Annotated in this window: 23 protein-coding genes and 4 pseudogenes; 11 read left to right on the top strand and 16 right to left on the bottom strand. The window is 59.0% G+C overall.

Going from position 1 to position 26,809, the window contains the following annotated elements; all coding sequences use genetic code 11:
• Positions 1-34: 34 nt before the first annotated feature.
• Genes L0Z65_RS18150 through L0Z65_RS18135 form a run of 4 tightly spaced genes read right to left on the bottom strand, consistent with a single transcriptional unit; the run spans position 35 to position 2,822 of the window.
• Positions 35-208, bottom strand: coding sequence for a YjbF family lipoprotein (locus L0Z65_RS18150; RefSeq protein WP_392342338.1), 174 nt, complete (start codon positions 206-208; stop codon positions 35-37).
• On the bottom strand, positions 201-695 hold the full coding sequence (locus tag L0Z65_RS18145) for a YjbF family lipoprotein (RefSeq protein ID WP_392342335.1): 495 nt from the start codon (positions 693-695) through the stop codon (positions 201-203). The genes L0Z65_RS18150 and L0Z65_RS18145 overlap by 8 nt, the downstream gene beginning before the upstream one ends.
• On the bottom strand, positions 692-1,006 hold the full coding sequence (locus L0Z65_RS18140; RefSeq protein WP_405112800.1) for a YjbH domain-containing protein: 315 nt from the start codon (positions 1,004-1,006) through the stop codon (positions 692-694). The genes L0Z65_RS18145 and L0Z65_RS18140 overlap by 4 nt, the downstream gene beginning before the upstream one ends.
• The gene (locus L0Z65_RS18135; RefSeq protein ID WP_392342333.1) at positions 999-2,822 is read right to left on the bottom strand and encodes a YjbH domain-containing protein; all 1,824 of its coding nucleotides are present in this window, start codon (positions 2,820-2,822) and stop codon (positions 999-1,001) included. Before L0Z65_RS18135 ends, L0Z65_RS18140 begins: the two co-directional genes overlap by 8 nt.
• A gap of 127 nt (positions 2,823-2,949) precedes the next feature.
• On the opposite strand from L0Z65_RS18135, the gene L0Z65_RS18130 reads away from it, so the two are divergent.
• Positions 2,950-3,528 (top strand): metallophosphoesterase, encoded by a 579-nt coding sequence (locus L0Z65_RS18130; protein WP_392342331.1) that lies wholly within the window; start codon positions 2,950-2,952, stop codon positions 3,526-3,528.
• A 292-nt stretch (positions 3,529-3,820) separates the two neighbouring features.
• Entirely contained in the window at positions 3,821-4,474 is a 654-nt protein-coding gene (locus L0Z65_RS18125) for a Rho termination factor N-terminal domain-containing protein (RefSeq protein ID WP_392342329.1), read from the top strand.
• A gap of 116 nt (positions 4,475-4,590) precedes the next feature.
• Here L0Z65_RS18125 and L0Z65_RS18120 read toward each other — a convergent pair whose 3' ends face one another.
• From L0Z65_RS18120 to L0Z65_RS18100, 5 genes and pseudogenes are all read right to left on the bottom strand, one after another.
• The gene (locus L0Z65_RS18120; RefSeq protein WP_392342366.1) at positions 4,591-5,640 is read right to left on the bottom strand and encodes a DUF418 domain-containing protein; all 1,050 of its coding nucleotides are present in this window, start codon (positions 5,638-5,640) and stop codon (positions 4,591-4,593) included.
• Between the two features lie 138 nt (positions 5,641-5,778).
• Positions 5,779-6,926: pseudogene (locus tag L0Z65_RS18115) on the bottom strand (lytic murein transglycosylase).
• A 111-nt stretch (positions 6,927-7,037) separates the two neighbouring features.
• Positions 7,038-7,571 (bottom strand): ATP-dependent Clp protease proteolytic subunit, encoded by a 534-nt coding sequence (locus tag L0Z65_RS18110; protein WP_392342327.1) that lies wholly within the window; start codon positions 7,569-7,571, stop codon positions 7,038-7,040.
• A 277-nt stretch (positions 7,572-7,848) separates the two neighbouring features.
• Positions 7,849-9,191, bottom strand: a pseudogene (locus L0Z65_RS18105) (hypothetical protein).
• A gap of 126 nt (positions 9,192-9,317) precedes the next feature.
• Positions 9,318-9,815 (bottom strand): MgtC/SapB family protein, encoded by a 498-nt coding sequence (locus tag L0Z65_RS18100; RefSeq protein WP_392342325.1) that lies wholly within the window; start codon positions 9,813-9,815, stop codon positions 9,318-9,320.
• Positions 9,816-10,034: 219 nt separating this feature from the next.
• On the opposite strand from L0Z65_RS18100, the gene L0Z65_RS18095 reads away from it, so the two are divergent.
• Genes L0Z65_RS18095 through L0Z65_RS18075 form a run of 5 tightly spaced genes read left to right on the top strand, consistent with a single transcriptional unit; the run spans position 10,035 to position 13,853 of the window.
• On the top strand, positions 10,035-10,910 hold the full coding sequence (locus L0Z65_RS18095; RefSeq protein ID WP_096873304.1) for an STAS domain-containing protein: 876 nt from the start codon (positions 10,035-10,037) through the stop codon (positions 10,908-10,910).
• 1 nt (position 10,911) lies between these two features.
• The gene (locus L0Z65_RS18090) at positions 10,912-11,274 is read left to right on the top strand and encodes an STAS domain-containing protein (protein WP_096873305.1); all 363 of its coding nucleotides are present in this window, start codon (positions 10,912-10,914) and stop codon (positions 11,272-11,274) included.
• Entirely contained in the window at positions 11,271-11,678 is a 408-nt protein-coding gene (locus L0Z65_RS18085; protein ID WP_096873306.1) for an ATP-binding protein, read from the top strand. Before L0Z65_RS18090 ends, L0Z65_RS18085 begins: the two co-directional genes overlap by 4 nt.
• Positions 11,675-12,688 (top strand): ATP-binding protein, encoded by a 1,014-nt coding sequence (locus L0Z65_RS18080; protein ID WP_392342322.1) that lies wholly within the window; start codon positions 11,675-11,677, stop codon positions 12,686-12,688. The genes L0Z65_RS18085 and L0Z65_RS18080 overlap by 4 nt, the downstream gene beginning before the upstream one ends.
• Positions 12,689-12,692: 4 nt before the next feature.
• Entirely contained in the window at positions 12,693-13,853 is a 1,161-nt protein-coding gene (locus L0Z65_RS18075) for a sensor histidine kinase (protein WP_392342320.1), read from the top strand.
• Here L0Z65_RS18075 and L0Z65_RS18070 read toward each other — a convergent pair.
• Together L0Z65_RS18070 and L0Z65_RS18065 are read right to left on the bottom strand one after the other, a co-directional pair.
• Positions 13,845-14,972, bottom strand: a complete 1,128-nt coding sequence (locus L0Z65_RS18070) for an amidohydrolase (protein ID WP_392342319.1) — start codon at positions 14,970-14,972, stop codon at positions 13,845-13,847. The two genes, L0Z65_RS18075 and L0Z65_RS18070, sit on opposite strands and share 9 nt — an antisense overlap.
• Positions 14,965-15,990, bottom strand: coding sequence for a pyridoxal-phosphate dependent enzyme (locus L0Z65_RS18065; protein ID WP_392342317.1), 1,026 nt, complete (start codon positions 15,988-15,990; stop codon positions 14,965-14,967). Before L0Z65_RS18065 ends, L0Z65_RS18070 begins: the two co-directional genes overlap by 8 nt.
• Positions 15,991-16,074: 84 nt before the next feature.
• On the opposite strand from L0Z65_RS18065, the gene L0Z65_RS18060 reads away from it, so the two are divergent.
• On the top strand, positions 16,075-16,548 hold the full coding sequence (locus L0Z65_RS18060) for an Lrp/AsnC family transcriptional regulator (protein WP_392342315.1): 474 nt from the start codon (positions 16,075-16,077) through the stop codon (positions 16,546-16,548).
• An 87-nt stretch (positions 16,549-16,635) separates the two neighbouring features.
• Positions 16,636-17,882, top strand: a pseudogene (locus tag L0Z65_RS18055) (lytic murein transglycosylase).
• A 5-nt stretch (positions 17,883-17,887) separates the two neighbouring features.
• Here L0Z65_RS18055 and L0Z65_RS18050 read toward each other — a convergent pair.
• Positions 17,888-18,997, bottom strand: a complete 1,110-nt coding sequence (locus L0Z65_RS18050) for an NAD(P)H-binding protein (protein WP_392342313.1) — start codon at positions 18,995-18,997, stop codon at positions 17,888-17,890.
• 414 nt (positions 18,998-19,411) lie between these two features.
• Between L0Z65_RS18050 and paaZ the strand changes: the two genes are divergently transcribed.
• On the top strand, positions 19,412-21,463 hold the full coding sequence (gene paaZ / locus L0Z65_RS18045; protein ID WP_405112788.1) for a phenylacetic acid degradation bifunctional protein PaaZ: 2,052 nt from the start codon (positions 19,412-19,414) through the stop codon (positions 21,461-21,463).
• Between the two features lie 34 nt (positions 21,464-21,497).
• Positions 21,498-22,078 (top strand): annotated as a pseudogene (locus L0Z65_RS18040) (flavoprotein).
• 63 nt (positions 22,079-22,141) lie between these two features.
• Here L0Z65_RS18040 and L0Z65_RS18035 read toward each other — a convergent pair.
• The 4 genes from L0Z65_RS18035 to L0Z65_RS18020 all read right to left on the bottom strand — a co-directional run bounded on the left by L0Z65_RS18035 (position 22,142) and on the right by L0Z65_RS18020 (position 26,653).
• Positions 22,142-22,555: a hypothetical protein gene (locus L0Z65_RS18035; protein WP_405112785.1), complete on the bottom strand. Its 414-nt coding sequence runs from the start codon at positions 22,553-22,555 to the stop codon at positions 22,142-22,144.
• Positions 22,556-22,586: 31 nt separating this feature from the next.
• On the bottom strand, positions 22,587-23,069 hold the full coding sequence (locus L0Z65_RS18030) for a hypothetical protein (protein ID WP_405112782.1): 483 nt from the start codon (positions 23,067-23,069) through the stop codon (positions 22,587-22,589).
• 670 nt (positions 23,070-23,739) lie between these two features.
• On the bottom strand, positions 23,740-25,065 hold the full coding sequence (locus L0Z65_RS18025) for a vanadium-dependent haloperoxidase (RefSeq protein ID WP_392342305.1): 1,326 nt from the start codon (positions 25,063-25,065) through the stop codon (positions 23,740-23,742).
• Positions 25,066-25,093: 28 nt separating this feature from the next.
• Positions 25,094-26,653, bottom strand: a complete 1,560-nt coding sequence (locus tag L0Z65_RS18020; RefSeq protein ID WP_392342303.1) for an SLC13 family permease — start codon at positions 26,651-26,653, stop codon at positions 25,094-25,096.
• Between the last annotated feature and the right edge of the window lie 156 nt (positions 26,654-26,809).

The following is a 26,809-nucleotide window of genomic DNA, read 5'->3' as shown; positions in this document are numbered from 1 at the left end:
GGTCTTTCCTCCGGTCGGGGTGGGATGGTGCGGGTCATGGTGTCACCTGCAGCCGTGTTGTCATTGTGCCGAGATAGGGTCCGGTCCACTGGCGGCTCTGGACTAGCCTGTTATCGGTTGCTCGTAGCCAATAGAGGTTCAGGAAGCTCTGGTCCGGGTTGACACAGCTTTCGGCGATCAGACGGGTCGTGATGCCCTGGCTAGGCAATGGTCAGTGTGCGGTTGCCGCGATCCCTGATGTCGCAGTGATAAGTTCGGGTCTCAGTCTCGTCATTTCCAGTCAGATAGCTGTGAAATCGCTCTGCCGGGCCTTCTGCATGTGCAAAAATACGACGATGAGATTGCTCCAGGTCGACAGCCATCAAACCCGCCCCGAACCCACGGGTCGCGCGCAGCAAGCCCTTATCGGTTTGCAGACTTGCCCCGTCGGAGGACAGCCATGTTACCAGTCCGGCGCGGTGGGTCTCCTGCAGCATTACACCGCTTCTCCCGGTCTTGAGAAATCGGACCTGCATCTGCTCGGCACCTGCGTTGGCCAGCATGGCGGCGCGTGCAGTGGTCTGTTCAGAAAGTCCTCGTGTCAACTGCTCTGCCGTCAGGATCTCGCGTTCATCATTCGTGCAGGCCCCAGTGCTCAGGTAGGCGAGGGTCGCAATGGCACGGGTGATCCGGTGGAGGCGTCGCGCGTTTATCATCTGGCGTAGCGCCCCCATTGTGCGGCAAGCGCCCGTCCACGGCTGTCGCGGACCTTGTCATAGAGGCGTGTCTGTACGTTCAGGCGGGCACCGCCATCCCGCAGAACTGGGCGGATGACCTGTGTGATGCTGCGTCGGGAGGGTTTTCCGGTGAGCCAGGCAACCGGCACCTCAACACGAATGCCTTTGTCAAAGGAGCCCTCGCCAAATTCTTCGTAAGACGCGTCTGTCAGCGTTGCAAATGCGCCGACTTTGAATCCGTTGTTGAACTCACGATCAACCGTAACCGTGGTGCCCCAGTCGCTAGGCAAGATACCGGCCCATATCAACCTGAACATGATAGTCGCCGCGGGTTTTGTAGTAGACGGAGGCATGGCCGGTCATAACGTCGTAGTCCTGGAACCCGAACTGGACATCGAAATCCCGCTGTCTGGCATAATTCAGCTCCGCTCCAAGCGCGAGGTTGCTGCCAACCGGAAACCAGAGCAGCTCTGCTGAGATGCCGCCAAACATCTGCTCAAGATAGCCTGCTGTGACGCGGGCAAACAGATCCTGACCGGGCCGCCAACTGTAGTCAGCGGTCAAATGGCTGAGACGCAGGTCGGATTCAGAGGCATAGCGCGCCCAGTCTGAGCGGACCCGGGGCAAGACGGAGTTCGAAGGGCGGGCCGAGGCATCAAGGTTGCCAATCACTGGCTGACGCAACTGACCGGCAAAGGTCCAGCCGGGCGCAGGCTGATAGCTGGCTTTCAGCTCCGCGCCGATCTCATAGCGCAGCGGCTCATCCGGATCAAAGAAGGAAAGTTGCGTATAGGGGCCAAAGCGATAGGTGAAGCGGGCAAAGGCAGCGACATCCTCATCCACAGCGATGCGGTCCGGGGCATCTTCGATCTCAGTCCGGGCAAGACTGCGCCAGGCTTCATCCAGATCCCCCTCCAGCTCGTAGAGGTCGCTGCGCTGACTTTTGATGCGGGTTGTGGGCAGCCCGTTTTCAGCGAGCGTCACCTCAAAATGCTGCAAATGGGGCGGCAGAGTATTGGCCATGACGCGGGTTGTGCGCCCAACCGCTTGCGCCGCCGCGCCGTAGCGCAAATTCTCCACGGTGATGCGCGCGCTGGACCCTTCGCGTTCAAAACTGATCAAGCGAAGGCCCTCTGCCTCCAGCTGGGATTTCAGCACATCGTTCAGGCGGGGAGGTTGTGGTTCATCAGGCCCGCCCTGGGCGAGGTTCCAACTCGCCACTGCCACCTGTTCGGCTGGTTTCAGCGCGGGCGCTGCCGCGCCCTGACCACCGGGTGTTGCGGCGCGGCGCGGGTCAAACGCATAGCTCAGCTGCACGGCAAGCGCAGAACCATTCAGATATGACCCGCCCAGGGTCACGCCATTGTCGAACTGATAGGATGCCCCGATATTGAAAGGGGAGCGAACATCGCTCAGCCCTCGCTGAGCCTCTGCAGAGTAGGTGTCGGAGGAATATTCCGCCATCACAGACCATTGCGGAGTCACATCCCAGCGCAGCCCACCGAAGAGGGCAGCGTCGCCCCGGAACCAATTGCCGAAATCCAGCTGGCCTGTGGTCGATATGCCACCGGCATTTGAATCTTCACGGGTATCAAACCGACCGTTCAGTGCGGTCAGCGGATTGCGCTGCCCGCCGCGTCCGGCCAGCCGCCCCCATCCGATCCCGCCAGTAACGATGACATCGGGTGTCACGTGTTTTGTTGCGACAAGATATTCACTGGCATAGACACCGGTACCTCCGAAATCGCGCAGGCCAAGGGCAATGGCAGGCCCCGCAGCGGTTTCCCGGCGCAGCTGAAAGTGAACATCAAAGCTGCGGTCATAGCGGCTGAGACCCACCCCGGAATCAAAGTCCCGCAGAAAACTGTAGCGGAAGCTGCCGTAGACATTCGGCAACATTTGAAACGTCAGGGTATTGCGGCTGGTGTTCTCAAAGTTCGAGGTGGTCAGCGCCAGTGTTCCATCCGGCAGAACCTCAGCAGTTGGCATATCGACCAACCCCGGGGTGCCATAGGTCGACAGAGTTTGGGCTGGTGCACGGATTGCACCCAGCGGGCCGCTGAGCGTGCTCAGACAGCCAATCAGAAGAATTGCGTGTACCCGCATTCCCACCCAGCCTCGTCGTGCCCACCTTTTTTGGTGGTGCTTCTTCACACTGCGCCCAACCCCGCCTAACACTAAACCCGCAGATTTGCCGGTTGAAACAGCGTCAGGCCCCCAGGGAGCAGCGATTATGTTCAAAAAGTTAATTACCGGAGTTCAGGGAAAATCGCAAGATTTCGTAGCTCTCAACCCAGAGCTGCGCTTTTACGTGATCGGAGACATCCATGGCTGTGATGACCTGCTGGCCAAACTTCTGGGGCAACTTGATCCTGATCTGCCTATTGTCTGCCTTGGGGATTATATCGACCGGGGAGAGCAGAGCGCGAAGGTTTTGCGGCGGCTGATGGCACGGCCTGATATTGTAGCCCTGACCGGCAATCATGAGGCGATGCTGCTTGATTTTCTGGCGGACCCAGTCCCGAACGCGGAGATCTGGCTGCGCAATGGCGGATTGCAGACGCTGGCGAGCTTTGGTGTGGGTGGGGTTTCGGAACAATCCTCTGCAGCTGACCTTGAGAGCGCGGCGCAGACGCTGCGCGCGGTGATGGGTGCCGAGATGATTACGTGGCTGGAGACCCTGCCTAGCCTGCTGCCAATCTGGCAACGTCTTTATGGCCCATGCCGGTGCCGATCCCGAGGCGCCGTTGACGGCTCAGTTTCGGCAGGCGCTGGTATGGGGCCGCCCAGATACACGCCGCCTACGCCGTGAGGATGGTATCTGGGTCGTGCATGGCCACTGGATCGTGAACGAGCCGACCGTCGCCGAGGGGCGGATCGCATTGGATACTGGTGCATTCGCCACCGGCCGTCTGACAGCGGCAGAGATTGATCGCGGCGAGGTTACGTTTATCTCGACGTGAAATGGATCTTTTCATGTCGGGGAACGGAAAGCCGCTTGGCGCGTTTCTCATCAAACCTGCATGGCCGACGGGGCGAGGGTGGCGGACGCTTTTCCTGGTCGGGCGGATTGCTGATTGCAACAGCATCAGGAGGAGCGATTGATGACAACAGCCAAGAAGAATGACCCTGAGCTTTGGCAGGAGGTCAAGGAAGAGATCACGCAAAGCGATAAGGGCGGTGAGCCGGGCGAATGGTCTGCCCGAAAGGCCCAGCTGGCTGTGCAGATGTACAAGCGACGCGGCGGGACCTATGCAGATGACGGTCCCGATCAGGACGAGACTGACCTCAACCAATGGAGTGAAGAGGATTGGGGCACAAAATCCGGCGCCAAAAGCAGCGACACCGGCGAGCGCTACCTGCCCAAGGAAGTCCGGATGGTTCTGACCGAAGATGAATACCAACGCTCAACCGCCAAAAAACAGAGCGATACGCAGGATGGCAGTGAGCAGTTTTCCGATCAGCCTGACGACGTCCAAGACCAAGTTGCGCAGATGAAGGAGAGCGGCCCGACCTATAATATGCTGTACGAGCGGGCGCAGGATTTGGGGATCGACGGGCGATCTGAGATGTCCAAGGAAGATCTGCTGAAGGTTATCCGTCACTCAACCGATGACAATGGTCGTGCCAAGGGCAGCAAGGCCGCTCTGAATGCGAAAACCAAGTCCGAATTGTACCAACACGCACAGGATCGCGATATTCCCGGCCGCTCTGACATGACCAAATCTGAACTGGTTGATGCCTTGGCCAAGACCTGACTGGGTCTAATCAAGGTCATTTCTAGTGATGAGGATTGTACTAAGGTCCTCATCCTTCTTGCAGCCACAGGTGCGCGGGGTGTGTGCCTATCTGGTACCGCGCAGAATACCAACCGTCACCCCGCCAGCTTGCGCATGGCCATTTCAATCGGGCCGGTTTTGGCAAATCGTGACCAGAGCCACGCATATCCGGTCGCACAGATGCAGAACAGAAGGGCTGCCGCGACGGCGGTCTCAGGCGTCTGACCTTCCAACATGTTCATTTCTTCCAAAATACCCATACCGATGAGAATATGCGCAATATAAAGCGTCAGGGTCTGGCGGCCCGCGGGGGCCAATGCCTGCACGATGCCGAGCCGTTGCAGCGTAGGCGTCAACAACAGGCATCCACCGATCACGATAGCGGCGGAGGAGAGCCCGGCGATCATGTAGAACGGCATTGGCGGGATTGGCAGTGTTGTCGCCAAGTCTGCCAGTTCAGGATCAATCTGCTGTAGACTTTGAACCGCGATTGCGCTGGTTGCTTCGGTCACCGTGTAAATCACCGCGCCGACGAGGATAAGGCCGATCTGAAATCTTTGGCTCTGCAATGGCATTCGAGACAAGACGATACCGGCAAGCAGAAATGCAATCCAGGGTACAACAGGGTGCCAGCCATTGAACAGAAGATGGCGCAAAAACCCCGTTATCGTCCAGAGGTCTGCATAGGTATAAAGCTCCCAATCCCAGCCGCTGTCGTAGTTGAAGATCAATAGCAGCACTGGAAACATCAGGATCAGTATGGCTGTGAGCGATGCAAGCACCCGTGTCGACGCTCTCAGCAGGACAGCCGCGAACATGAAATAGACGGCATAGTAATGCAGGATATCAGCGTCAAATATCAGCATGTTGATCATCCCGAGGCCCATCAGGAACGCAGCGCGTCGTACCGTCGTTGCAGCGATGCTTCCGGTTGACCGGTTTGACGCAAGGCCCAGCCCGATCCCGGCCAGAACAACAAAACATGCGGCCGCGCGCCCTTCAAGAGCGGTGCTGAGAAACGCCACAACACCCGTGCCGCTCTCGGCCCCCATGGCGATCTTGAAGTTGACAATGACCATTCCGACAAATGCGAAATAGCGTGCAAGGTCCAGGCCTTGCAGACGAGGTGCGGGTGTGGAGGTCATAATGATTCCAAAATGAATGAACGTACGTTCACTATATGAGGTGCGCACATCCCAGTTCAAGGCGCCAAAGGCGCCGCGCATGCGTTTACCGCCGACGTTGATCACGTAGACCCGGCGAGCCTGATTTTAATTGCTTGCTTAGCCCAATGCGCCGAGCAGGGCTTGCGATGGGCCCCGGTGGCAGGCAGGCCACGGCTTTGCTGATAGGCGCGGATGGCGTTTTCGCTGTTTGGTCCGATAACGCCATCAGCACCGCCAGTGTCAAAGCCCTTCGCGGTCAGGCGTTTCTGCAGCAGGATACGATCATCCTTGGTCAGCCCATTTGCGTCTGGTGGAAAGCTGCTGCGCAGGGGGCTAGCCCCACCGATACGATCAGCGAGATGGCCAACCCCGATCGCATAGGCGTCAGAGTTGTTATAGCGCTTGATGGCGCGGAAATTGCTCGTGACGGCAAACTTCGGACCGCCTGCCTGGGGTTGGATGAGTGTTCCGCTGGGGGCGGCTGTTCCGCTCACCTCTTGACCCCAGCGCAGCCCGCGGGTCCAGCCGTTGCGGGCTAAATAGGCGGCGGTTGAGGCGAGCGCGTCGCTGGGATCTTCGGACCAGATATCGCGACGACCATCGCCGGTAAAATCAACGGCAAAAGCCTGATAGGACGTGGGGATGAACTGGGTATGCCCCATCGCACCAGCCCAGCTGCCAGTCATGCGTGCGGCGGAGATATCGCCATTCTGCAGGATTCTAAGGGCAGCCATCAGCTGTTTCTCGAAAAAGGCGCCCCGCTTACCGTCAAAAGCGAGGGTTGATGTGGCGGAGATGACCGGCACGTCGCCCCGACGCTCTCCGAAAAAGCTCTCAAGACCCCAGATCGCAGTGATGATTTCGGCATCAACACCATAGGTCTGCTCAAGCGCGTTGAGAGTGCCGCGATAGCGGGCATAGGCCGCGCGCCCTTTGCTGACGCGTTCGTCGGAAGCGGCAATAGAGAGGTAATCCTCAAGGCTGCGTTTGAACTCTGTCTGGTTGCGATCGCGCTTGATCACACCCGGCAGGTAACCTGCGCCACGAAACGCGGCATTGAGAGTGCTGTTGCTGATCCCGGCGGCGTTTGCGCGTTGGCGAAACCCGGCAACCCAAGCATCATAGGCCGCGTTGGGTACCGGGCGCAGATCGGCCGGTAACCCGCCGACAGTGCGCGGTGCCGATGTCCTGGTTACCCCTTCGCTGCAGGCCCCGACGCCAAGCGCCATCAGTCCGAGTCCGAAGCTGCGTCGTGAAATGCTCATCTGCCTGCCTGCCATCTGTTTTTGTCACGACAATCCTATCGGATCACTGCGGTGCTGCAAGGCTTTGGCTGGCGATTATTCGCCTGTCATGATGGAGAGGCGTCAGCGCGCCTACCCTGGATCACCGTCCGTGGTGGTGAGGCGGTAGGTGCTCCGCTCGGCGGGCGTCAGGAGGTAGATTTCATCGGATGGGGTCATCAGCGCGGGTTGCATCATCAGCGGATCCACGCCCATTTCCTGAAGATAGCTCATGACCTCACCCTGACCGCGCTGGATCTGCTCTACGGCGACAAAGGCGGGCAGCACGGTATTCTGACCGAAATAATGCTGATGTACGCCGATCATGGCGTCTGCATCTGCAATTCTGCTGACCCCGGCGGCCAAAATATAGGGGCACGCGGACAGGCAGATGTCACTGGCACTCATCACAGTGTTCATATCTCGTGCGCGCAGGGCGCGACCAATGGTCAAAGCGTCAGAGACGGAGCCGCCCGGGCTATTGAGGTAGGCTCGTGACGGCAGAGTTTCCAGCGTCTCCAGATAGTCGCTAAAGCGCATCGCGTCGCCCTCGGCGATCCGGCCAGTCAGGGTCAACACGGTTTCACCCTGCCACTCAGGTGTGGCGAAGGTCAGCCTGTCGGGCATATTCTCAGTGCTGGGCAATGGTCGGCTGCCAGGGGCAGGCGGGCGATCTGGCAGCTGTGTGGGAGTGTATCGCCTGGTCTGATCGCCAGGACCAATCGGTGCTGTCAGCTCCGGTGCGGTAGAGGGCCAAGCCAGTTGCGGGATTAGCTTTGCAAGATCCGTTCCGAGCAGGACAGCCGCAAACCCGAGCTGCGCCGCAAATACCCATCGCAATACGCGCCAGGTATCTGGCCTTTTACGACGGCGCGCGACAGCTATCGGCTGGGGGTCGTCGCGATCAGTCGGCACGGCGTTTATCGTCCAGACTGGCGATATCCGGGGGCTGACTGCCGGGTGCGGCGAAGGGGCCCGCGCGTTCCAGAGACGTGTCAATATCCCGGATGGCGGCCACGGCGGCGCGCAGCTCCGCCAGCGTCATTGTGTCCTCGGTGGCGGCCCCTTCACGGCTAGGCGCGGATTGCCGCTTGTGTAATGGCGACAATCAACACCAGCACCGTCGAGCAGGAGGTCAATCGCAATCGCGCCTGCCCAAGACGGTACGAAATTGCCAGCATAGAGAATAACAGCATCCGCAGCAGAGACAGGAGTGTAGGTGGTATCACGTGGCGGGGTCATGCTCAGTACCGCGCTGGCCGCAGCGCCAAGCCCATCTGCGCGTTGCGCCAGAACACGGCGAACGCTGTCGATTGTGGCCTGCTGCCCCTGTCGGGTGGCCGCATCCGAACCGTCCAGTTCTGGTGTGACGACACTGTCGGAAAGGTCGCGCGCGGCCCTTTGGACCAGTGGAGCGACCGACAGTTGGCGCAGCTGGGTGATGACATTGGCAAGGCGTACAGCCTCTTCTGAAAAGAGGACTGATCGCTGGGCGACCGGACCTTGTTCGACTGTGAGCGCCCGCATGCGTGACAGGATGGCGTTGCCCTCATCGAAGGCCGCCTCCACCAAGGGTTGCTGGCTGGTGATCTGCGTTTCCAACGCCGCCAGCTCATCCGATTTTTGACGCAGCAATCGGAAAACCGCGCCCTGACCAGCGAAACCGGATAGTTGACCGGTCGCCTCTTGCTCGGAGAGATCAACAAAGGTCTGCCGCACCCGTGCAACATCCCGCGCCAGGCTCTGACCGCTTTGGGTGATTTCATCCGCGCGTTCCAATGCCGTTTGGTAGTCCTGCACCGTCACGGCCAGATGCTGTTCAACAGCGGCAGCACCGGCTAGGGCCGCGGCATTCAGCCAGGATGACATTGCGATGATCGCAACCGATCCTAGCGCCATCGACAGCACAAGGCCGATGCGCGCGGCGGCTGTCCGTACGGTTGGCACCAGGCGCATCATATAAGACCAGAATACAAAAATTCCGACGGATACGGCCACCGAATAGGCCAAGGCAGCAATCACCGAGAATGCGCCGGTGTCATCCAAGAGAGATGAGACGCCAAGATAGGTGTAGATCCCCGAAGCGACGGCCAGGACGCCAAGCGCAGTGCCTGTGATGCTATCAAGCCAGCTGAGGTGGTCCTCCAGATCGCGGGCGTTCTGCGCGGCGCGAGCTTCGCTCCGACTCAACCCGGAGGCGGATCCGGTTGCACGATCTGAGTGCTGGCCGCTGGGTTCAGTGGTCATGTGCGATGCTCCTTGTTGCTGGGTCCAAGATATGACGCAGAGGGGCAGATGCAATCGCTGCTGTCGCAGCGCTGTTGAATTGCCGCGCTATTTGGGTCGGTTTTGGTCGGGCCTTGGGGCCGGGAACTAATCGTCGCCGTCGGAGGTGTCCTGGCCGTTGTCGAGATCTGGTCTATGTTGCTGTGCCCAATCAACGATGGTGAGGATCAGAAACGCCAGCAGGGCGACCGAGGCAGCCTCGGCAAGGAAGCCAAATCCAACCGCAATGCCAACCACGCCAACAACCCAGATGGCTGCACCGCTGCCAACCCCGCGGAGTTTGCCGGTCTCGGTCGTCGACATGATCGCCCCGGCGCCCAGAAATCCGATACCTCCCACGATACCCTGTATCGTCCGGGATGGATCAACGGCAGCGGTTCCCTCCTGCGCAGTTGCCGCAAGATTAAGAGTGAGCATCGTCAGCGCGCAACAGCCAAGACAGATCAGCATATAGGCCCGCGCGCCCAGCGGCTTCTTTTTGATTTCGCGATCAAGACCAATCAACAGGCCCAGAGCAACGGCGAGACAGCAGCGCAGGATAAAACTGTCGTAGGCAATCATGGCGGCTGTCTGGGATGCGGACATGGTGGACCTTTCCAAGTGAGGAGCCGGAATGCATGCTACGTGTCGCGATACGGCCATCACGTCCTATCCTTGCAAGAAAAAAGGAAAATTTCCACCACTCTGTGTGTGATTTCAAAACTCTCTGTTTACAGCTAGGGCTATGGAGCGTTATCAAATCGATCACTCCACAGAGCATTCCGGCACTTCTGATGCCGGATCTCCTGCCCAAATGAGGTTGAGATGTCAGAAACCGCTACTGAAACCGTGCTCACGATTTTGCAGAATGATTTTGATGAAATCGTTGCGTCCTGGATTTCGACCCAGAGCGACGAAGGCGTGCAACGGACTGATCTTTTCAGCCACAAAGAGGGGCGGGAGCAGACCAGTGCCTTGTTGCGTGCGCTAATTTCCGGGATCGAAAAGGGTGCGACCGGCGATCGGTTTGATTTGTCCAGCGATGCTTGGGTGGATTTGCGTACCGTTCTGATAGATGTCACTCAGGAACGCAGTTCTCGCGGGGTTACTCCGAGTGATATGGCCTCATTCGTCTTGGCTCTTAAGGCACCAATTTTCTACCGATTGAAGGATCGACTCGCTGATTATCCCAGCCAACTGGTGGAAGAAATCTGGTTCATCAGCAGGGTCATTGATGCGTTTGCGGTTTATTGTACCGACGTATTCATCGCCGAACGGGACCGCATCATCGAACAGCAGCGTGACCAGATGCAGGAGCTGTCCACACCGGTGGTTGAACTGTGGGATAAGGTACTGACCCTGCCCCTCATCGGTACGATGGATTCAGCACGCGCGCAGGAGGTGATGGAAAACCTGTTGGAGACCATTCTGCGCCGTCAGGCAGAGGTGGTGATCGTCGACCTTACCGGCGTGCAGACCGTGGACACCCAGGTGGCCCAGCATATGCTGCGGATGGCTGCAGCTGTACGTCTGATGGGTGCGGAGTGCATTATTAGCGGTATCAGCCCGACCATCGCGCAGACAATGGTGCAATTGGGTGTGGATGTTGGTGAGGTAACAACCCGGTCTACCATCCGCAGTGGTCTGGCAGATGCGTTGAACCGTGTAGGGTATGAAATCACCAAGAAGAAGGATCACTGACATGTCCAGCGCATCGGCCATTTACTTTGTCGAAGGCGTTTTGTTGGTGGCGATCCAGGAAGATATTTCCGACACCGATATTCTGGATTTGCAGGAGGCCCTCTCCGAGCGTGTGGTGGACGAAGCGGCCCGCGCGGTGGTTATGGACATCAGCGCATTGGAGATTGTCGATACATTCGTGGGCCGGATTCTGGCGCAACTGGCGAGCGTGTCAAAACTGTTGGATGCCCAGACTTATGTGGTTGGCATGCGTCCGGCGGTGGCAATGACACTGGTGGAATTGGGCATGGACCTACCTGAGAGCAAAACGGCGCTCAGCTTGACACATGCGCTGCGCGATCTGCGCGGTGAAGCTCGGGGATGATACCCACGGATGGTGTTCTGATTGGTGTTTACGCGCTGATCAGGGATCGCGACGTTATTCAGGTGCGTCGGATCGCCGGTCGCGAAATGGACCAGCGCGGAGCGCGCACTGTTCAAAAAACCCGGTTTGTCACTGCGGTCAGTGAAATCGCAAGAAATGTGGTGATGCATGGTGGCGGAGGCGAAGCGCGTATCTATATGCACAGTGAACCGCTCGCAATCAGCGTGGTCTGTGTCGACAACGGGCCCGGGATTGCGGATCTGGACGCTGCGTTCAGTGATGGCTTCAGCACTGCGGGCAGCATGGGGCGTGGTCTTGGTGGTGCGAAACGACTGAGTGATGCGCTGGAGGTCGAGACCAACGAAGGCAAAGGAACACGCGTGACAATGATGGCCCGGATATGACCCATTGGTTGCCTCTTTCAGATCCCAGCGACGTTTCGGTCTGTCGCCGCAACGCGCGCCAGTTGGCGCGGGTGGCCGGATTTTCACAGGCCCGGACAGAGGAGATCGCCATCGTTGTCAGCGAGGCGGCGACCAATGTTCTGCGATATGCCAAACGGGGCCGTTGTCTGTTGCAACAAATGCCGGGCATCGGTGGTCCGCGTTTGGCGATGGTCGTCGTGGATCAGGGGCCGGGGATTGATACACTCGACAAAATGATGCGGGACGGGAGCAGCAGCGAAGGTTCGGCGGGGCTGGGTCTGGGTGCGATGCAACGGTTGTCGGATCAGTTTGACATCTATTCAAACCGTGATGAAGGCACAGTTGTTGCGTGTGAATTCCAGCAGCGCCCATACCGGCCAGCCGCTATGGATGTTGCCGGTTTATTGGTGACCCACCCTGGCGAAACCCGCTGTGGCGATGCGTGGGATATGACGTGTGTGACACCCAACATCGCCCCGGATGGCAGGCTGGATCTGATCCTCTGCGACGGGCTTGGCCACGGGCATCGGGCGGCGGATGCTGCTGAGCGGGTTCTGCAGGCCTTCGGGCACAAGCCGGGTCGCACCCCTGCCGCGGCCTTGGCGGATATATCGGATGACATCGCTGATACCCGTGGTGCTGTTGCGGCCTGTGTCGCGGTGGCTGCGGACGGGCGACGCCTGTCCTATGCCTCCGTTGGCAATATTGCGACGATCCGCGCCCGGCTGGGTGAGACAAAGAGATTTGCGACCCGCGATGGCCATCTTGGAGGAGCCGCACTTTCTCCGTTTTCGGACGAGGTCAATTTACAGCCCGGTGATACTGTAATTCTGCATAGCGATGGTTTGCGGACATTACGTGACCTGCACGAGAAACCCGCTCTGCTGATGCGCTCGGCGCTGTTGATTGCTGGAAAACTGATGGCCGAGAACTTCAGAGGTCGTGACGACGCCAGCCTTGCTGTCATTAAAATCGCGAAAGAGATCTAAACTCGTGTCGACCGCCCTGATTACTTTGAAAATTGATACAGAACAGGATGTTCTGAGGCTACGATTTATCGCGATGGCGATCACCAAGGCCTTGCAGTTTGGGACATTTGCGCAGACGCGGGCGGTGACGGCACTGCTTGAGGCGGCTCGAAATGCCCAACAACATGCCAGTGTTGGACGGGTACGGTTGAGCCTGCAAGAACACGGCGACAAGGTGGCCATGCGGGCCATCATCACGGATCAGGGACCGGGTATTGACGGGCTCGACGACATTCTGCGGGGCCGTCGGGGCGGGGTGGCGCCGGCTCCTGGGTTGGGGCTGGGGCTGCGTGGGTTGTCACGTCTTTCGGATCATCACGCAATACGCAGCGGGCCAGAGGGCACTGAGATTGAACTTCTGTTCCTGAGCCCGGTAAAAAGCGACGAAATGATCGTCTCTGCTCAGGCTGCGACGGACGCCATCGGCAAGATCCGCGACGCTGATCCTGTTGCGGAACTTGCAGAACAGAACCGGGTGTTGCTTGAGGCGTTGACGGAACGGGATCTCCTGATGAAAGAGGTGCATCATCGGACGGGCAATAACCTGGCCCTGATTGGCGCGCTGATCCGGATGAGCCGGAGAGGGGCCGAGGCACCGGAAACTGTCTCGGTGCTGTCGGATCTGGAGGCGCGGGTGCAATCGGTGATCCGCGTGCACGAACAATTGCAGCGTTCTGCGCGAGTCGATCATCTGCAGGCAGTGCCTTTCCTGCAGGAGGTCGCGACCAATGCCGAGGGGGCGTTCAACTCCGACAGCCTCAACGTGGCGGTGTCGGTACGTGGTGACGACGTTGAGATCCCCAGCTCGATGGCCATTGATCTGGGCCTTCTGACGGGTGAGCTGCTGACAAATGCGTACAAGCACGCCTTTGTCGGGCGTGAGCAGGGAAATATACTGGTTGAGCTGACCGAACAGGATGACGCATTGCGATTGGTGATCGCGGATGACGGGCGCGGCCTGGCCGAGGGGGATGCTCGGCCTGAGCGGTCGGGTTCTCTCGGCTGGCGTATGATCCGCAGCATGGTCGGAAAATATGCAGGCACAACCGAGGTGGATGGCTCCAATGGTATGCGGGTGCAGTTCACTCTGCCGTTTGTCCGCGAGCAGGCCGACAGATCAACCTGATCTGGCCAAGGCGCACCAATACGCAATGCCATGTTCGATGGCGCCGTCGTTGAAATCATACCCTGGATTGTGCAGCGGCATAGCATGGGCGCCGTCAGTGCCATTGCCCATCAACATAAATGCGCCTGGTCGGTGCTGTAGAAAGGCCGCAAAATCCTCTGAAAACCCCACACGACCGTACTGCGTATCAATGCTGCCAGCGGATCCTGCTGCAGCAACGGCCAATGGAGTTGCTTCCGCATCATTCACCAGTGGCTGGAATGATGTTGAATAGGCCACCTCGCAGCTGGCGCCTTGTGCGGCGCAGATGCCATTGGCGATGTCGCGCATGCGCTGTTCGATTGTATGGGATATATAGGTGTCAAATCCCCGACAGTCTCCGGAAATCAATACGTTGCTAGCCAGAATATTGCGCGCACCATCGGTTTCGAAATCCGTTATTGAAACGACGCAATGATCCCGTGCTGACACCGAGCGCGATGTGATTGTCTGTAGTTGGGTGACGATCGCAGCGCCTGTCACGATTGGGTCAATCGCTTTCTCCGGCATGGAGGCATGGCCGCCCCGCCCTGTGATGCGGATCTCGAAATTATCCTCAAAGGCACAGAAAGCGCCGGTCTCAGTCGCGAAGTGACCAAGCGGCATCCCCGGCATGTTGTGAAGGCCATAAATCCGGGTGATATCAAAGCGATCAAACAGGCCATCGGCAATCATCGCCGCAGCGCCCGTGCCGTTTTCCTCATCCGGTTGAAAGAGGAAATGAACGGTTTGATTGAAATCTGGATCCTGCGCCAGACGCAGGGCAGCCCCCAGAAGCATGGTGCTGTGCCCATCGTGACCGCAGCCATGGAACCGGCCGGGATGGCGGGAGCGATAGGGGAGCTTGGTGGCTTCCTCAATCGGCAGCGCGTCCATATCGGCGCGCAGCGCGACCCCGGCGGTAGACTGGCCCCGTGTCAGGGTGGCCACGAGACCTGTCCCACCAATTCCGCGGGTCACCGTCAGCCCGGCCTGTTCCAGCTCTTTAGCAATGGCATCTGAGGTGCGCGCGAGGTCAAAACCTGTTTCCGGATGCGCGTGTAAATCACGCCGAAAGGCGACGAGATCTAGCTCAGGCATCGTCAACGCCCCCCTCTGAGAGGATCACCAGCGGGCGCATGTCAGGAGATGTGCCCGCCTCCAGATCCTGAACCAGAGCCGTCAACCCGGCAGCGCCGGATGGGGTGCTGGCAATCCCGAGCGTGGCCGAGACCTCGACCCCTCTGAGCGCCGCTGTATCAGAGATGGTCACATATCGGTCGGCTGCCTTAGATAAAATTTCGTAGGCGAGCATCGAGGGTGTCTTGCAATCCAGACGCCCCATATTGGAGACCGGGCCTTCTACTGTTACCATTTCACCTGCGCGTGCACTATGCTGAAGGCAAGGCGCCGCGTCGGGTTCAACCACGATGATTTCGGGCTGAACCGCCCAATTGGTGCGGATCATATAGGCCATCGCACCAGCCAATCCGCCGACACCAGCCTGCAGGTAGACATGGGTCGGCCATTGGCCCGAGCTTGCGAAACTGTCGCGTATTTCCTGCGCGATCACCGTGTAGCCTTCCATCACCAGTCGGGGGGGCTCCGTGTAGCCGGGCCAGGACCCATCGGCGAGGTGAACAGCGCCGCTTTCCTCAGCGTCCTTGATGGCGGCGGCGATGCTCTCCTCATAGGTAGCACCGGAGCGGACCACCTCGGAGCCCTTGGCGCGCAGCCGCTGGACAAAATCCTCAGGGACGGTATCGGCGAGATGGATCCTGCAAGCCGCCCCAAAAAGCCGCGCTCCGGCGGCAACGGCCATGCCATGGTTCCCCGCACTCGCACAGACGAAGGTCACATGTGATGCCGCCGCCCGCCCGGCGTCACTGGTGAGATCATTTTCCGTCAGCCCGGTTTCACGCATCAGCAACTCGGCGACGGCGTAGACACCCCCCATCGCCTTGAAGGCGCCAAGGCCCATCCGATCGGTTTCATCCTTGATCCAGACCTGCTTTCCGGCCACCTCATGCACGGCCAGTGGTGAGGGGCGATACGCGGGGCAGGCCTGCAGCATCTGCTGTGGTTTCGCGGGGTCGAGCGTGACATTGATCTTGTTCATACCGGCAGTCTAGGCAAGAGTGTTGCTGTGTTCTGATCAATATTGGGCCACATGCGAAAAAATATTGCATACTGGTGAGGTTCTGTGGGCGAAAGACTCGATAAGGCGGATGTGAAGCTCCTGACCCTCCTGCAGCGCAACACGCGGCTCGGGCTTGAGGCGATGGCGGCTCAGGCAGGGCTGTCTGCGGCCTCCGTCCAGCGGCGCCTGAAATCGCTACGCCAGCGCAAGGTGATCACCGATGAAATAGCATTGGTCGATCCGGCTAAGGTGGGTATGCCAATGACATTTGTGGTGATGGTGGAGCTGGAGCGGGAGCGGTTGGACCAGATTGACGCCTTCACCCGGAGGGCTGGTTCCGAACCGATGGTCCAGCAGTGTTACTATCTAACAGGTGAGGCGGATTTCTGTCTGATCTGCACCGCGTCGGATATGGAGGCATTTGAAGAGTTGACCAAACGACTGTTTTTCGAGGACTCAAATGTGCGCCGCTTCCGCACTTCCGTGGTGATGGGGCGAAAGAAAGTCAGCCTTGAAATTCCAATCTCCGCCGGGTGAAATCAGGTGGACAGGGCGGTGCGGAGTTGCGGGGCCGCCGACATATGCGGGCCGCCTCCCAATTATCAACCGAACGGAGTGTCTGAGATGCTGTTTCGTTTACTATCCCTGTTGTTGATCCTCTTGGCGCTGCCACATGGGCCTGCGTTGGCCGTGGATCGTTCACAGGTCGAAAGGCAGTTTCAGCAATGGTTGGTGCAGGAGATTTGGCCCGAGGCGCGGGCGGCTGGGGTGCGGCGCCCGACATTTGACGCGGCCTTCTCCAGAGTGAGCTTGAACTGGGACTTGCCGGATCTGGTGCCGCCCGGTAGCAAAACGACCTCACCCCGCCGCCAACGTCAGGCGGAATTCGGCGCGCCGGGACGATATTTCAACCGCGGTTCCGTTGATGGCGCAACCTCCATGGGGAGGCGGATGGCTAAGCGGCAGGCGACCGCCCTGCGGCAAACCGAACGTCGCACTGGCGTGCCGGGGCGGATTATTCTGGCGATCTGGGGCCGCGAAAGTGGCTATGGTCAGGTGGAAATCCCTCACAACGCGTTTGAAGTTCTGGGCACCAAGGGATTTATGAGCCGTCGTGCAGACTATTTTCGCCAGGAATTGATTGCTGCGTTGCAAATCGCTGAGGCCGGACATGCGCCTGAACAGGCGATGAGAAGCAGTTGGGCGGGCGCGCTGGGGCAGCCACAGTTCATGCCGTCCAGTTTTCTCAAGTTTGCCGAAGACGGCGATGGGGACGGACGCGCTGATATCTGGCGATCAGAAGCGGATACGATCGCCTCAATCGGGGGGTATCTGGCGCGACACGGCTGGGACAAGACCCGCGACTGGGGGTTTGAGGTTTCTGTGCCCGCGTCGGTATCCTGTTCTTTGGAGGGACCGGACCAAGGGCTGAGCATTCGCGAGTGGGAAGCCCGCGGCATCCGACGCAGTTCGGGCTTAGCCGTTTCCAGCCCATGAACGGGACGGCGTAGCCTATCTGATGATGCTTAGCAGGGCGCAGCGGGCCTGCGTTTTTGGTGACACCGAATTTCTATGTGCTGAAGGACTACAACAAGAGCGATCTTTATGCGTTGTTTGTCGGGCATGTCGGGGATCGCATCCAGTTTGGCGTGCAGGACTTCCGGGGCGCTTGGGGCCGGGTGGACAGCATGCTGCGGTCTGATGTGGCCACCATGCAGCGCGGGTTGGAACGGCGCGGCCATGATGTTGGCGGCGCAGATGGGCTTGCGGGGTTCAAAACACGGCGTTCGATCGGACGCTGGCAGGAGGCAACCGGACGGCGGGCGACCTGCTTCCCAAGTGCTGCACTGCTGGCTGACCTGTCCAGATAAGCCTATTACCTGACCACTGCACCGACCGGTTCAGCGCTGATTTGCAGACCGTTCAGCTTTGGTTCGGCGCGATCATCCAGCCAGTGATAAAAGTCGGCAACCATTTCCGGCAACCCGTTGCGCGGCGGTGCAAGGCTGTCCCGTCTGGTGAAATCAAACGCCGTGGTTGCTGCTGGGATTGTCCCCTTGGGGACAGCGGTGGGTAAGGCGTCTTTGGGTGCGAAATTAGATATTTCATTATATATATCAGACCACTGCCAGCTTTTCGCAACAGCAAAGTAGCGGCCTTCCGCTTCAGGTTTTTGCAGAGCTGCAAGACATAGGCTTGCAAGATCTACTGGATGGATCAGCGACATTGACCCATTAGGCATATTGCGATGCCAGGGGCGCCCCTTGACGGCCATGTCATGAAGCTGGCCCAACACATGACCCTGATCATGGCAGGGCATTAGCCCAGGGCCAAGGATCATACCCGAGAGCAAAGTAACCAGACGCAAGTCACGGTCCTGTGCCAGACGTGTCGCGGCAATCTCCATCGCGGTTTTCTGGGCCGCGATGAATTTCCCGTGTTCAATCTGGTGCTCAAGGTCAGAATGGTGCTGCAGTTCATTCTTGATCGCGGGGGGCGGGTTTGGGTCTGCTGAGGCGATGCTCGACAGGAGCACGATATCACTAATCCCATTGCGATCCGCCGCTGTGATCAGGTTTCGGCAGGCTGTTTTTGCGGGGGTTACGCAATGCGCCATCCCGGCGCGCGGATCCAGATCGTTTGCAGGGATCCCGTCCGGGGCGGTCCGAATCGATGGCAAGCAGGCAATGACCAAAGCATCGCTCCCCTTCAGTGCGTTGGTAAAACTTTCGGGCTGGGCGATGTCTGCGGATACCAGGCGGAGCCTGTCACGGGCGCCGGGTAAAGCCATGAGCGGAACAGTTTTTGAGGTATCTGTCGCGTCCCGCAATGTGCCGGTAACATGCCATCCCGACGCGAGGGCGGCGCGGGCGATATGTGCGCCTGCCAGTCCAGAAACACCAGCCACACAGATATGCCGAGCCTTGCGTTGAGTACTGCCGAAGGAAGCTCGTCTCAGATTTTGCGGCAGGGTGGCACGGGTCATGGCATTGTCCCCTTATTCAGAGCGATACGTTCAAACTGGGCGAGCCGACACGCGGCGCGCCCTCCATCCGCAGGCAAGCTCGCAGCGGCAGGTCAAAATTGCACATCGAAAATCTTGAGGTCGGGCATCAGCGATGTCTGATGGTCTATGCGCCCGGCAGCCTCAGAAATCCTGAGGCGCAGATTTCAAAGTTTCGATTGGATGTAATGCACGCTTTGCATGAACCCTAGCAGCTGAATGACCGGAACCTTCTGGCGCGTTAGGTCGCCATACAGGGGCCAAGTTATCAGGACACCGCATCATCCGACGATTGAGCATCAAGAGGGCTTTGAAGTGACAGATCATGTAAAACGACCCCGTTTTCTTCAAAGTTTGATTGCAGAAAGATGGGATCACTGCGGCGCGCATACCCAGGTGTTTGCTGATGCGGCAACCGACCAGCCTAATGCTGTGCTTGCTTATGGTGAAAACGACGGGATTGAAGCCGTCGATTTTGCCCGCGCGGTCGGAGGACCCGCACTGCGTTCAATGGGGTTTCAGGATCGTGCGCAGCAACTGCGGGCTGTTGCACGTATTTTGAAGGACAATCGCGCTGCACTTTATCGTGAAAGCCTGACCATTGGTGCGACACGGCATGATTGTGCGCTGGACGTGGACGGCGGCATTGCGCGCCTATCGGCTCTCGCCGGGCAGGCGTTGAAGTCACTGCCCAATGCACCAGTCCTGCACATTGAAGATGGTATTGGACAGGGCAGCACGACCGGGCGCCAACAGATCCTTGCTCCGCTGTCCGGTGTTGCGCTGCATATTACTGCGCTGGATAATCCGGTTTCGGGGCTTCTGGAGCAAATTACGCCCGCACTCATCGCGGGCGTACCATGTATTGTGTGTCCCGACCCGATTACCGCCTGTGTGAGCGAACGTTTGGTTAAACTGATCCACGACAGCCAGATCCTGCCCGCCGGGGCCTTGCAACTGGTATACAGCCCGCCGCTGGAGGTTCTGGACAGCCTGTCCGCCGGAGACGCAATCAGCTTTGCGGGATCACGCAACGCGGCCCAGAAATTACGGCAGCACCCTGCGGTCGCTGCTGGCCTGGTGCGGTTGCAGTCCTGTGAAACGGGTTTGTCTGCAGCCATCCTTGGCAGCGATGTGGCTCCCGGCAGCCAAGAATATCGGTTTTTCCTGGAGGAAATCCGCAGTGAATTGACCCTTAGGGCCGGTCAGCGGCGTCATGCGGTGCGCCGTATTTTTCTGCCTCGTCACCGCGAGGCCGAAGTGCTCGGGGATCTTTCGGCGACCCTAGCGGATACAATTGTCGGAGTGCCGGATGATGCGGCCACCCAGATGGGGGCGTTGGTCTCACGCGGGCATCTTGAGGCGGTGCAGAAGGCACTGGATGAGTTGCGTCATGGGACAGAATTCGTATCCGAACCGATTATGACACCGACTGAGACGAGCGGAGCTTTTCTGTCACCGACGCTATTGCACTGCGCCCAGCCTGCCAACACCCCTGATGTTCACCATACCTTTGTTCAGGGCCCCGTCGCAACGGCTATGGCCTACGACAGCCTGTGTGACGCGATCGCGCTTGCCAATCTGGCGCCCTGCTCGCGCTACTCAAACGTCTTCACCAACGATAGTCCGCTGGCACAGGAGGCAGCGGCCTGCCTGACATCGGCGGAAGGTCAGATCCGTATTTGCGGAAGTGATATGGCGCGTCAGGCCTTGGAGTTGTCGCCGGATCCATCAGTGCCGCGGCTGTTTGCAACGACGCATCAGGCACAGGTCTGCGGTGCAGAGGACATTCGCCATGCTGTCGCCGCCTATATGATGCGCACGGAGATACACGCACCGCCGCAGCTGCTGACCGCACTCACAGGCCGATGGGTCGAGGGGGCGGAGACCAGGCACAACGGGCACCCGTTCCGTAAATCTCTGGAAACATTGCGGATTGGGGATCAACTCATCACTGAAACGCGACAGATTACCGAACAGGATGTGGAGCAGTTCGCCCATTTTACGGGGGATGTTTTCTACGCCCATATGGACCGGGAAGCCGCGCGCACGCACCCGTTTTTTGATGACCGTGTCGCGCATGGGCAATTGGTGGTTTCCTTTGCGAACGGGCTGTTGGTTGACCCCGCGCCGGGTCCGGTGCTGGCCAATATAGGCTCCGATAATCTGCGCTTTCACGCGCCGGTGTATTTCGGCGATTGCCTGCATGTGCGTGTGACCTGCAAGGAAATCACACCGCGCGCTTCTGCCCCCTTTGGGGATGTGCGCTGGGACTGTTGCGTTCTTAATACCTGCGGTGCGGTGGTTGCGCGGTTCGATCTGCTGACACTGGTGATGAAGAGTTGGCCGCCGGTTCCTCAGGACAACGTGAGTGAACATAAAGTTGCGCCGCTTACGGAATCCGCACCTCACAGGGCACAGAATTCGGTCCAGCAACCGGCTGAATAGACTATATTAACCAACTGATAACAGGATATTTTCAATGACTGTCACTGCGACTGGCCCTGCTGCGCGGCCGCGTATTCTGATTGGGGTTACGGGGTCCTGGATGCCACCATGCTGCCGCTATACCTGCGGGCGATCAAGAACGAGATCGACTGTGAACTCACCGCGCTGTTTACGCCGACTGCTACGAAATTCGTGAATATGGACGCGGTTGCGTTGTTCCTGGATCGGGTGATCAGCGGTGATAATCCCAAGGATTGGCCCACTGATAAACCGGGCCGCATTGTTGCGGATCACGATATTCTGGCCATTCTGCCCACGACGGCGAACACGCTGTCTGCGATAGCGCATGGATCCTCGCAAAACCGCCTGACCACAGTAATTCTGGCGGCGGCCTTTCCAGTGTTGCTGTTCCCTGTCATGGGCGGTCCGATGTGGGAGAAGCTGGCGGTGCGTCGCAACGTCTCCCAGCTGCGCGAAGACGGCTATGAGGTGTTTGAACCGGTTTGGCGTGAGAACTATGACCCGCTGCTGAAGATTCAGCACGGACATCACTCGCTGCCCGATCCGGAGCAGGTTGTGCAGATCCTGCAAAACCGGTTGCCCACAGCCCGCTGATATCGGCCAATAGGGATCTGATACAATCCGGCGCAGCTGCATCTGCGCCGGTTTTGCTGCGCGTCAGAGGGCGTCAATCGTGACCGTAGCGGCAAATATCCCGCCCCCGTGCCGCCCGAGAACCCGATGATCCTGTGCGCGAAGGGACACCGTAACCTGATGCCGCCCGGTTGGTAGATGTCCGAGCACGATGTCTGGCTGATAAGCAGTAGCGAGTTTTTTGTCACCAAGATGAACATGGGCATGCCCCCGCGCCAGATCTGTGGCATCGCTGACGCAAAGGTCTGTGAACACGAAATTCTCGACCTCGATCCGCAGGCGCCAACCGTCTGCAGCGTTGTAGATGCTGCTGACCCGAAGGTCCGGCTGCGGATGGTGAGAGGGGATAGTGACAAACAGTTGAGCGGGCAGGGCCTCCACCTGTTTGATCTGCGGCAGGCAGGCACAGATGGCGACGAGCGGGGTCGCGGCAAGCATGCTGATACAGAAAACCCTTTGCAGCATTCCGCTAGATCCCTTGGGCCTCGACGAGGGTTGCTTGCGGCCGCTGAAACAGGTCAAGCGGGGCGCCGCCGTGCAGCAGGAAGAATAGAAACACCCCGTATAGATTGCCGTGCAGTAAAGGCGTTTCCTGCAGGCTGATTGCGAAGAAGCTGAACGCGCAGAGCAGGAGCAGCGAGATCGGCCGGATCAATTGTCCAAGAGCCAGAAGAACCCCGGCCATCAGCTCAATCGCCATCATGATCAGTGCAACAACCGGCAGCGGCAGGCCGAAGAACCACATATCGCCATGCTCCAGAATTGCGATCAGCAGGGTAGGCTGCAGGAATTTTACCAATACGGCAATGGCCGCAAAGGTCGCGCCCATAGTCACTTGAACAAGGCTCCAGACCAAAGTGGGCGCATTGGGTAAAAGCGGTGGGAGGCTTGGCGGCAACAGGCGATCAAGGCTGAGCGCGCCACTACCAACATGCAACAGCAGGAACAGCATAGCGCGGCAAAATGGAAGCCGTAGTAGGCGATGAAATCGATGGAGAAGAGGCAGCTGCCAAACCCAAAAAGGCCGAGGATGCCAAGCGCTGCCAGCCGTGTGCCAAGGCCCAATACCAGCAACACAGATGTGATCAGCGCCAGCAACGCCAGCCAGTCCCAGCCTGGGATAAGTGTCAGCTGCATATCGGGGACAAACAATGTCGGCGTGCTCCATGTTTCAGTGCCATGCCGGGGCAGTCCGCCCAGAGCATTCATGCCCACGGTCGTCCCCAGACCAAGACGCAGGCACAACGGGCCCCAATCGCGACTGCGATCACTCAAATGCCTGAAAATTTGGTCCTCCGTTGGGCGCAAGAGTTGCCCCGCGAGCACGGCAGCGAAAACGGTGAGCGTTGCGAAGAGGGCGAAGACAAGCAATAGGCCCGGGCTGCGAAACAACTCGGGCACGCTTTGCAGTGACAGGGTTTGAACCTCTTGGGGCGTTAGCAGCCATGGTTCGTGTGCTGCCACAGATCCGCTGGTCAGGATCAGGCCGATGCTCAGACCGAGAACTATGCGGGCAGAGACAGGCTGCGCCATGGTCTGGCTCCTTGGCTGGTGGTGGGCATATTCGCAGCACGCCCCGCAACAGGTGAACCTGCTGCGGGGACCACTTTGCCCTGGCGGTGTTATTGCGACAGTTTGGAAGTCAGAACGCCTGCGCACTCCGTCGCTGCCGCGCTGCCTTGGCCCGAACCGGCGGTTGTCGGGGTCAGAAATTCAGCGCTGACGTGGCTGCCGATCTGGTAGCCAAGCATGTCGCCGACCGTGTTTGACCGGCGGTAGTGTACGCCGCCGATGACGCGCGATTCTGCCTCCTCTTCAGCGAATTGCGCGAAGGTCTGATAGCTGCGGCGATAGCCGTCTTTCCCCTCAAAGCTGAAGGAAAACTCATCCGCACCAAAGACAGTCTCCATGACCTGCTGAGCGGCGCTGCCGCTGGTGCAGTGCTGGCAGGGATATTCCGGATGCATGGGGGCAGCCACCAAGGGGGTCCAGCCGTCCATCGCGTCCAGTGTCGGGTGGTCGTACCCGTCGCCGAGGGCGGCGATCGCGGTTTCTGGCCGCCAGAACTGATAGGTGTATTTGGCGTTGAACCCGGCCACCAATGCGTCGGTCAGAGCGATATTCAACAGTGCCAGTGTCCGGGCTTCCTCAACCAGTGGGAGCGCGCAGGCACGGCTGCTGTCGCGCGCAATCTGGTTCCAGGCCCCCGATCCGGACCCGGCGTGAAGTTTTGCGATGGCGACCAGTTCAGGATTGCTCTGCGATGCTGCGCCGCCGAGTTTGGCGACCTCAGCCAGATCACGCTGAAACTGAAAACTGTTGAGCTCGGGTGGCGGCGGGACGTCGAACTGCTTGGCAGAGGTCAGAGCGAAGGGCTGCATCTTGCGGATTTTAGGGGCAACCATCGGCCGCTCAGAGGTGGGCTGGTAGACGCCGTTGTCCGCCTGGCCGGGGGTGAAATCGCTTGCAAAATCAGCGCCATCCGCCGCCCGTTTTTCGAGCACCGCCTCTGCGGCAAGGGCGCCAAGCTGGACACCTGCCTCCCGGGCCTCATCATCTGTGATTTCGCTCAGGATTGTCTCGGCAGCGGCAGCTAGGTCTGCCTCGCGCTCTGGCATAAGGGTCTGCATGACAACCAATGCCGCCTGCGTTACCGCAGCGCGCCGATCAGCATCCGGTTGCTGAGGGCCATCATATGCATAGGCACTATAGCTTCCCTCAATCGCATTTGCAGCGTCAAACATTGCGGCATGCAGCAATGCCAGCGTGCGCTGACGTTGTGCGCCGGGCCATTTTTCCTCAACAACGAAACGCATTGCGGTTTCCTGCCAATCAGCAGCCAGTTCGGCCTGAGCTGATCCGCTCGCGGTGAGAAAGAGCGCGGTGGCCAGACCGGTGAGACAGGTGTGCGAGAGCAGCTGGCGGCGCCATGGGGTCAGGGTGAACATCGGAGTACCTCGTCCGTGAAAAGTGCAGCTACAGGTAGAAACGCTTTGGCCGTTCGCACAAATCGAAAGTCCCGAAGACGCCCCTCAGTATTTCTTCTGGGCGCCTTCGTTGTGACAGGATCAACCCGGTCAGAACATTCCAAGGAGATGCCACCACAGCAGATCCAGCGGCGCCAACAGCAGAAGGCTTATCAGGAAGAGGCTGAGACATAGCCGGATTACCGCCCCCGCCAAGCAGGTTTCCGGCCTGAATGGCTGCGATCAGTGGAGGCGCCTGGAACGGGAGGAAGACATTGGAAAAGGCCACGACCTGCGTCATCAGGACTGTTTCGAGCGGCAGACCAGTTGCGTCTGATAACTCGCCCGCAAGTGGGGTCATCACAGCTGGCACACCGGGTAGATTTGTGATCATCGCCACCAGCGTTGACAGGCCAATCAGGATTGATGTGTTCCACACCGGCCAATCCCCAGCGAAGGCGACGGTCCCGGTGATGGCCCCGACTACAGCTTCGCCAAGTCCGGCGGAGGATATGACGGCGCCGAGGCCCATGATGCCTGCGACAAACAACAAAGCTCCGTAGCTGAGATCAGTGTTGATGCAGCCTTTGCGCGTGAGATCTGCTCCCGGCAACAGGCAAATCAGTGCGGCCGCCATACCCACCCATGCCGGGGACACCATATGGATCTGATCGGTTAGCCACAGCAACAGGCACAACGCCAACACGAGGCTTAGAATCCGTTCCTGACGACTAAACGGTGCAGCAGCGGGCGCGACCTTGACACTATGCGGTGGGATGCGGTCTGGAAACATCACCATGGCCAACCCGACTAGGACTGCGGATTTCACAACGCCAAGCACTGGAAAATGCAGCAGAAGATAGTCAAAATAGGAGATATTGATCCCGTAGATGGTTTCCGACATCCCAACGAGGATCATATTCGGGGCATTCGCGGGCAAAATAGTGAAAGCCGGGGCAAAGGTGCCAAAGGTGGCAACTGCCAACATCCCTGTCCGACCGTTTGAGGCAGCACCGAAACCGACACGCTCCGCCAGTGCAGAAATCACCGGAAGCAGGATCATGATCCGCCCGATGGACGATGGCATCACAAAAGCCAAAGCCACCGAAAAGACGACGATGCCGGTCAGCAGGCCACCGTAGCTGCGTAGCGGCAGCAACGCGAGAATACCGGCAGCCCGTTTGTCGAGGGTGGTGTGCTTGATCGCAGCTCCGAGGACCAAGCCACTGAACAAAAGCCAAAACGTCGATGAGTGAAAGCCAGAGAAGATGGTTTCAGGCGCTGCGACGCCGAATATCACCGCGACCAGAAAAAAGGCCAAGGCAGTCCAATATTCGGGCACAAGGCCGGTGGCCCAAAGACCAATTGCCCCAATCGAAAGCGCAGCAACAATCACAAGATCGGGGGACAGGTACATTGAGGTCGCAAGAGCCGCCAACCCGGCGCAGGTCAGGATCAGAACCACCGTCCAGAGAGCGCGCCCGTTTCGCAGCATTTGTGACAGGGACCGGCCTGCGCCGGTCAATTGTTGTGCGGATGTTGGCGGGGCTGAGTTGCTTTGATCGGTCATGCGTCTGAAGGTCCTCTGATCCTGGGTCAGGTCCCGGTATGCCGACCGTTAGGGTTTTGATGCCAATCGATTTATCAGAGATGGGGCCTCATGATATCCAAACCCTCGGCTGTCCTCAGGGTTTCAACGCCACGGCCCTCAAGACCTCAGAAATAC

Source organism: Phaeobacter sp. BS52 (genome assembly GCF_045040595.1).
Lineage (GTDB): Bacteria > Pseudomonadota > Alphaproteobacteria > Rhodobacterales > Rhodobacteraceae > Phaeobacter > Phaeobacter piscinae.
The sequence above is the reverse complement of the archived record's forward strand: the minus strand, read 5'-3'. Positions and strand labels throughout refer to the sequence as shown.

What these genes read in the sequence shown, in the direction of transcription:
- L0Z65_RS18120 (WP_392342366.1), bottom strand. Translation starts at nt 5,640, where the DNA reads ATGACCTCCACACCCGCACCTCGTCTGCAAGGCCTGGACCTTGCACGC.
- L0Z65_RS18135 (WP_392342333.1), bottom strand. Translation starts at nt 2,822, where the DNA reads ATGCGGGTACACGCAATTCTTCTGATTGGCTGTCTGAGCACGCTCAGC.
- L0Z65_RS18110 (WP_392342327.1), bottom strand. Translation starts at nt 7,571, where the DNA reads ATGCCCGACAGGCTGACCTTCGCCACACCTGAGTGGCAGGGTGAAACC.
- L0Z65_RS18145 (WP_392342335.1), bottom strand. Translation starts at nt 695, where the DNA reads ATGATAAACGCGCGACGCCTCCACCGGATCACCCGTGCCATTGCGACC.
- L0Z65_RS18020 (WP_392342303.1), bottom strand. Translation starts at nt 26,653, where the DNA reads ATGACCGATCAAAGCAACTCAGCCCCGCCAACATCCGCACAACAATTG.
- L0Z65_RS18035 (WP_405112785.1), bottom strand. Translation starts at nt 22,555, where the DNA reads ATGCTTGCCGCGACCCCGCTCGTCGCCATCTGTGCCTGCCTGCCGCAG.
- L0Z65_RS18065 (WP_392342317.1), bottom strand. Translation starts at nt 15,990, where the DNA reads ATGAACAAGATCAATGTCACGCTCGACCCCGCGAAACCACAGCAGATG.
- L0Z65_RS18085 (WP_096873306.1), top strand. Translation starts at nt 11,271, where the DNA reads ATGATACCCACGGATGGTGTTCTGATTGGTGTTTACGCGCTGATCAGG.
- L0Z65_RS18050 (WP_392342313.1), bottom strand. Translation starts at nt 18,997, where the DNA reads ATGACCCGTGCCACCCTGCCGCAAAATCTGAGACGAGCTTCCTTCGGC.
- L0Z65_RS18025 (WP_392342305.1), bottom strand. Translation starts at nt 25,065, where the DNA reads ATGTTCACCCTGACCCCATGGCGCCGCCAGCTGCTCTCGCACACCTGT.
- L0Z65_RS18070 (WP_392342319.1), bottom strand. Translation starts at nt 14,972, where the DNA reads ATGCCTGAGCTAGATCTCGTCGCCTTTCGGCGTGATTTACACGCGCAT.
- L0Z65_RS18100 (WP_392342325.1), bottom strand. Translation starts at nt 9,815, where the DNA reads ATGTCCGCATCCCAGACAGCCGCCATGATTGCCTACGACAGTTTTATC.
- L0Z65_RS18090 (WP_096873305.1), top strand. Translation starts at nt 10,912, where the DNA reads ATGTCCAGCGCATCGGCCATTTACTTTGTCGAAGGCGTTTTGTTGGTG.
- L0Z65_RS18125 (WP_392342329.1), top strand. Translation starts at nt 3,821, where the DNA reads ATGACAACAGCCAAGAAGAATGACCCTGAGCTTTGGCAGGAGGTCAAG.
- L0Z65_RS18130 (WP_392342331.1), top strand. Translation starts at nt 2,950, where the DNA reads ATGTTCAAAAAGTTAATTACCGGAGTTCAGGGAAAATCGCAAGATTTC.
- L0Z65_RS18095 (WP_096873304.1), top strand. Translation starts at nt 10,035, where the DNA reads ATGTCAGAAACCGCTACTGAAACCGTGCTCACGATTTTGCAGAATGAT.
- L0Z65_RS18080 (WP_392342322.1), top strand. Translation starts at nt 11,675, where the DNA reads ATGACCCATTGGTTGCCTCTTTCAGATCCCAGCGACGTTTCGGTCTGT.
- L0Z65_RS18030 (WP_405112782.1), bottom strand. Translation starts at nt 23,069, where the DNA reads ATGCTGTTCCTGCTGTTGCATGTTGGTAGTGGCGCGCTCAGCCTTGAT.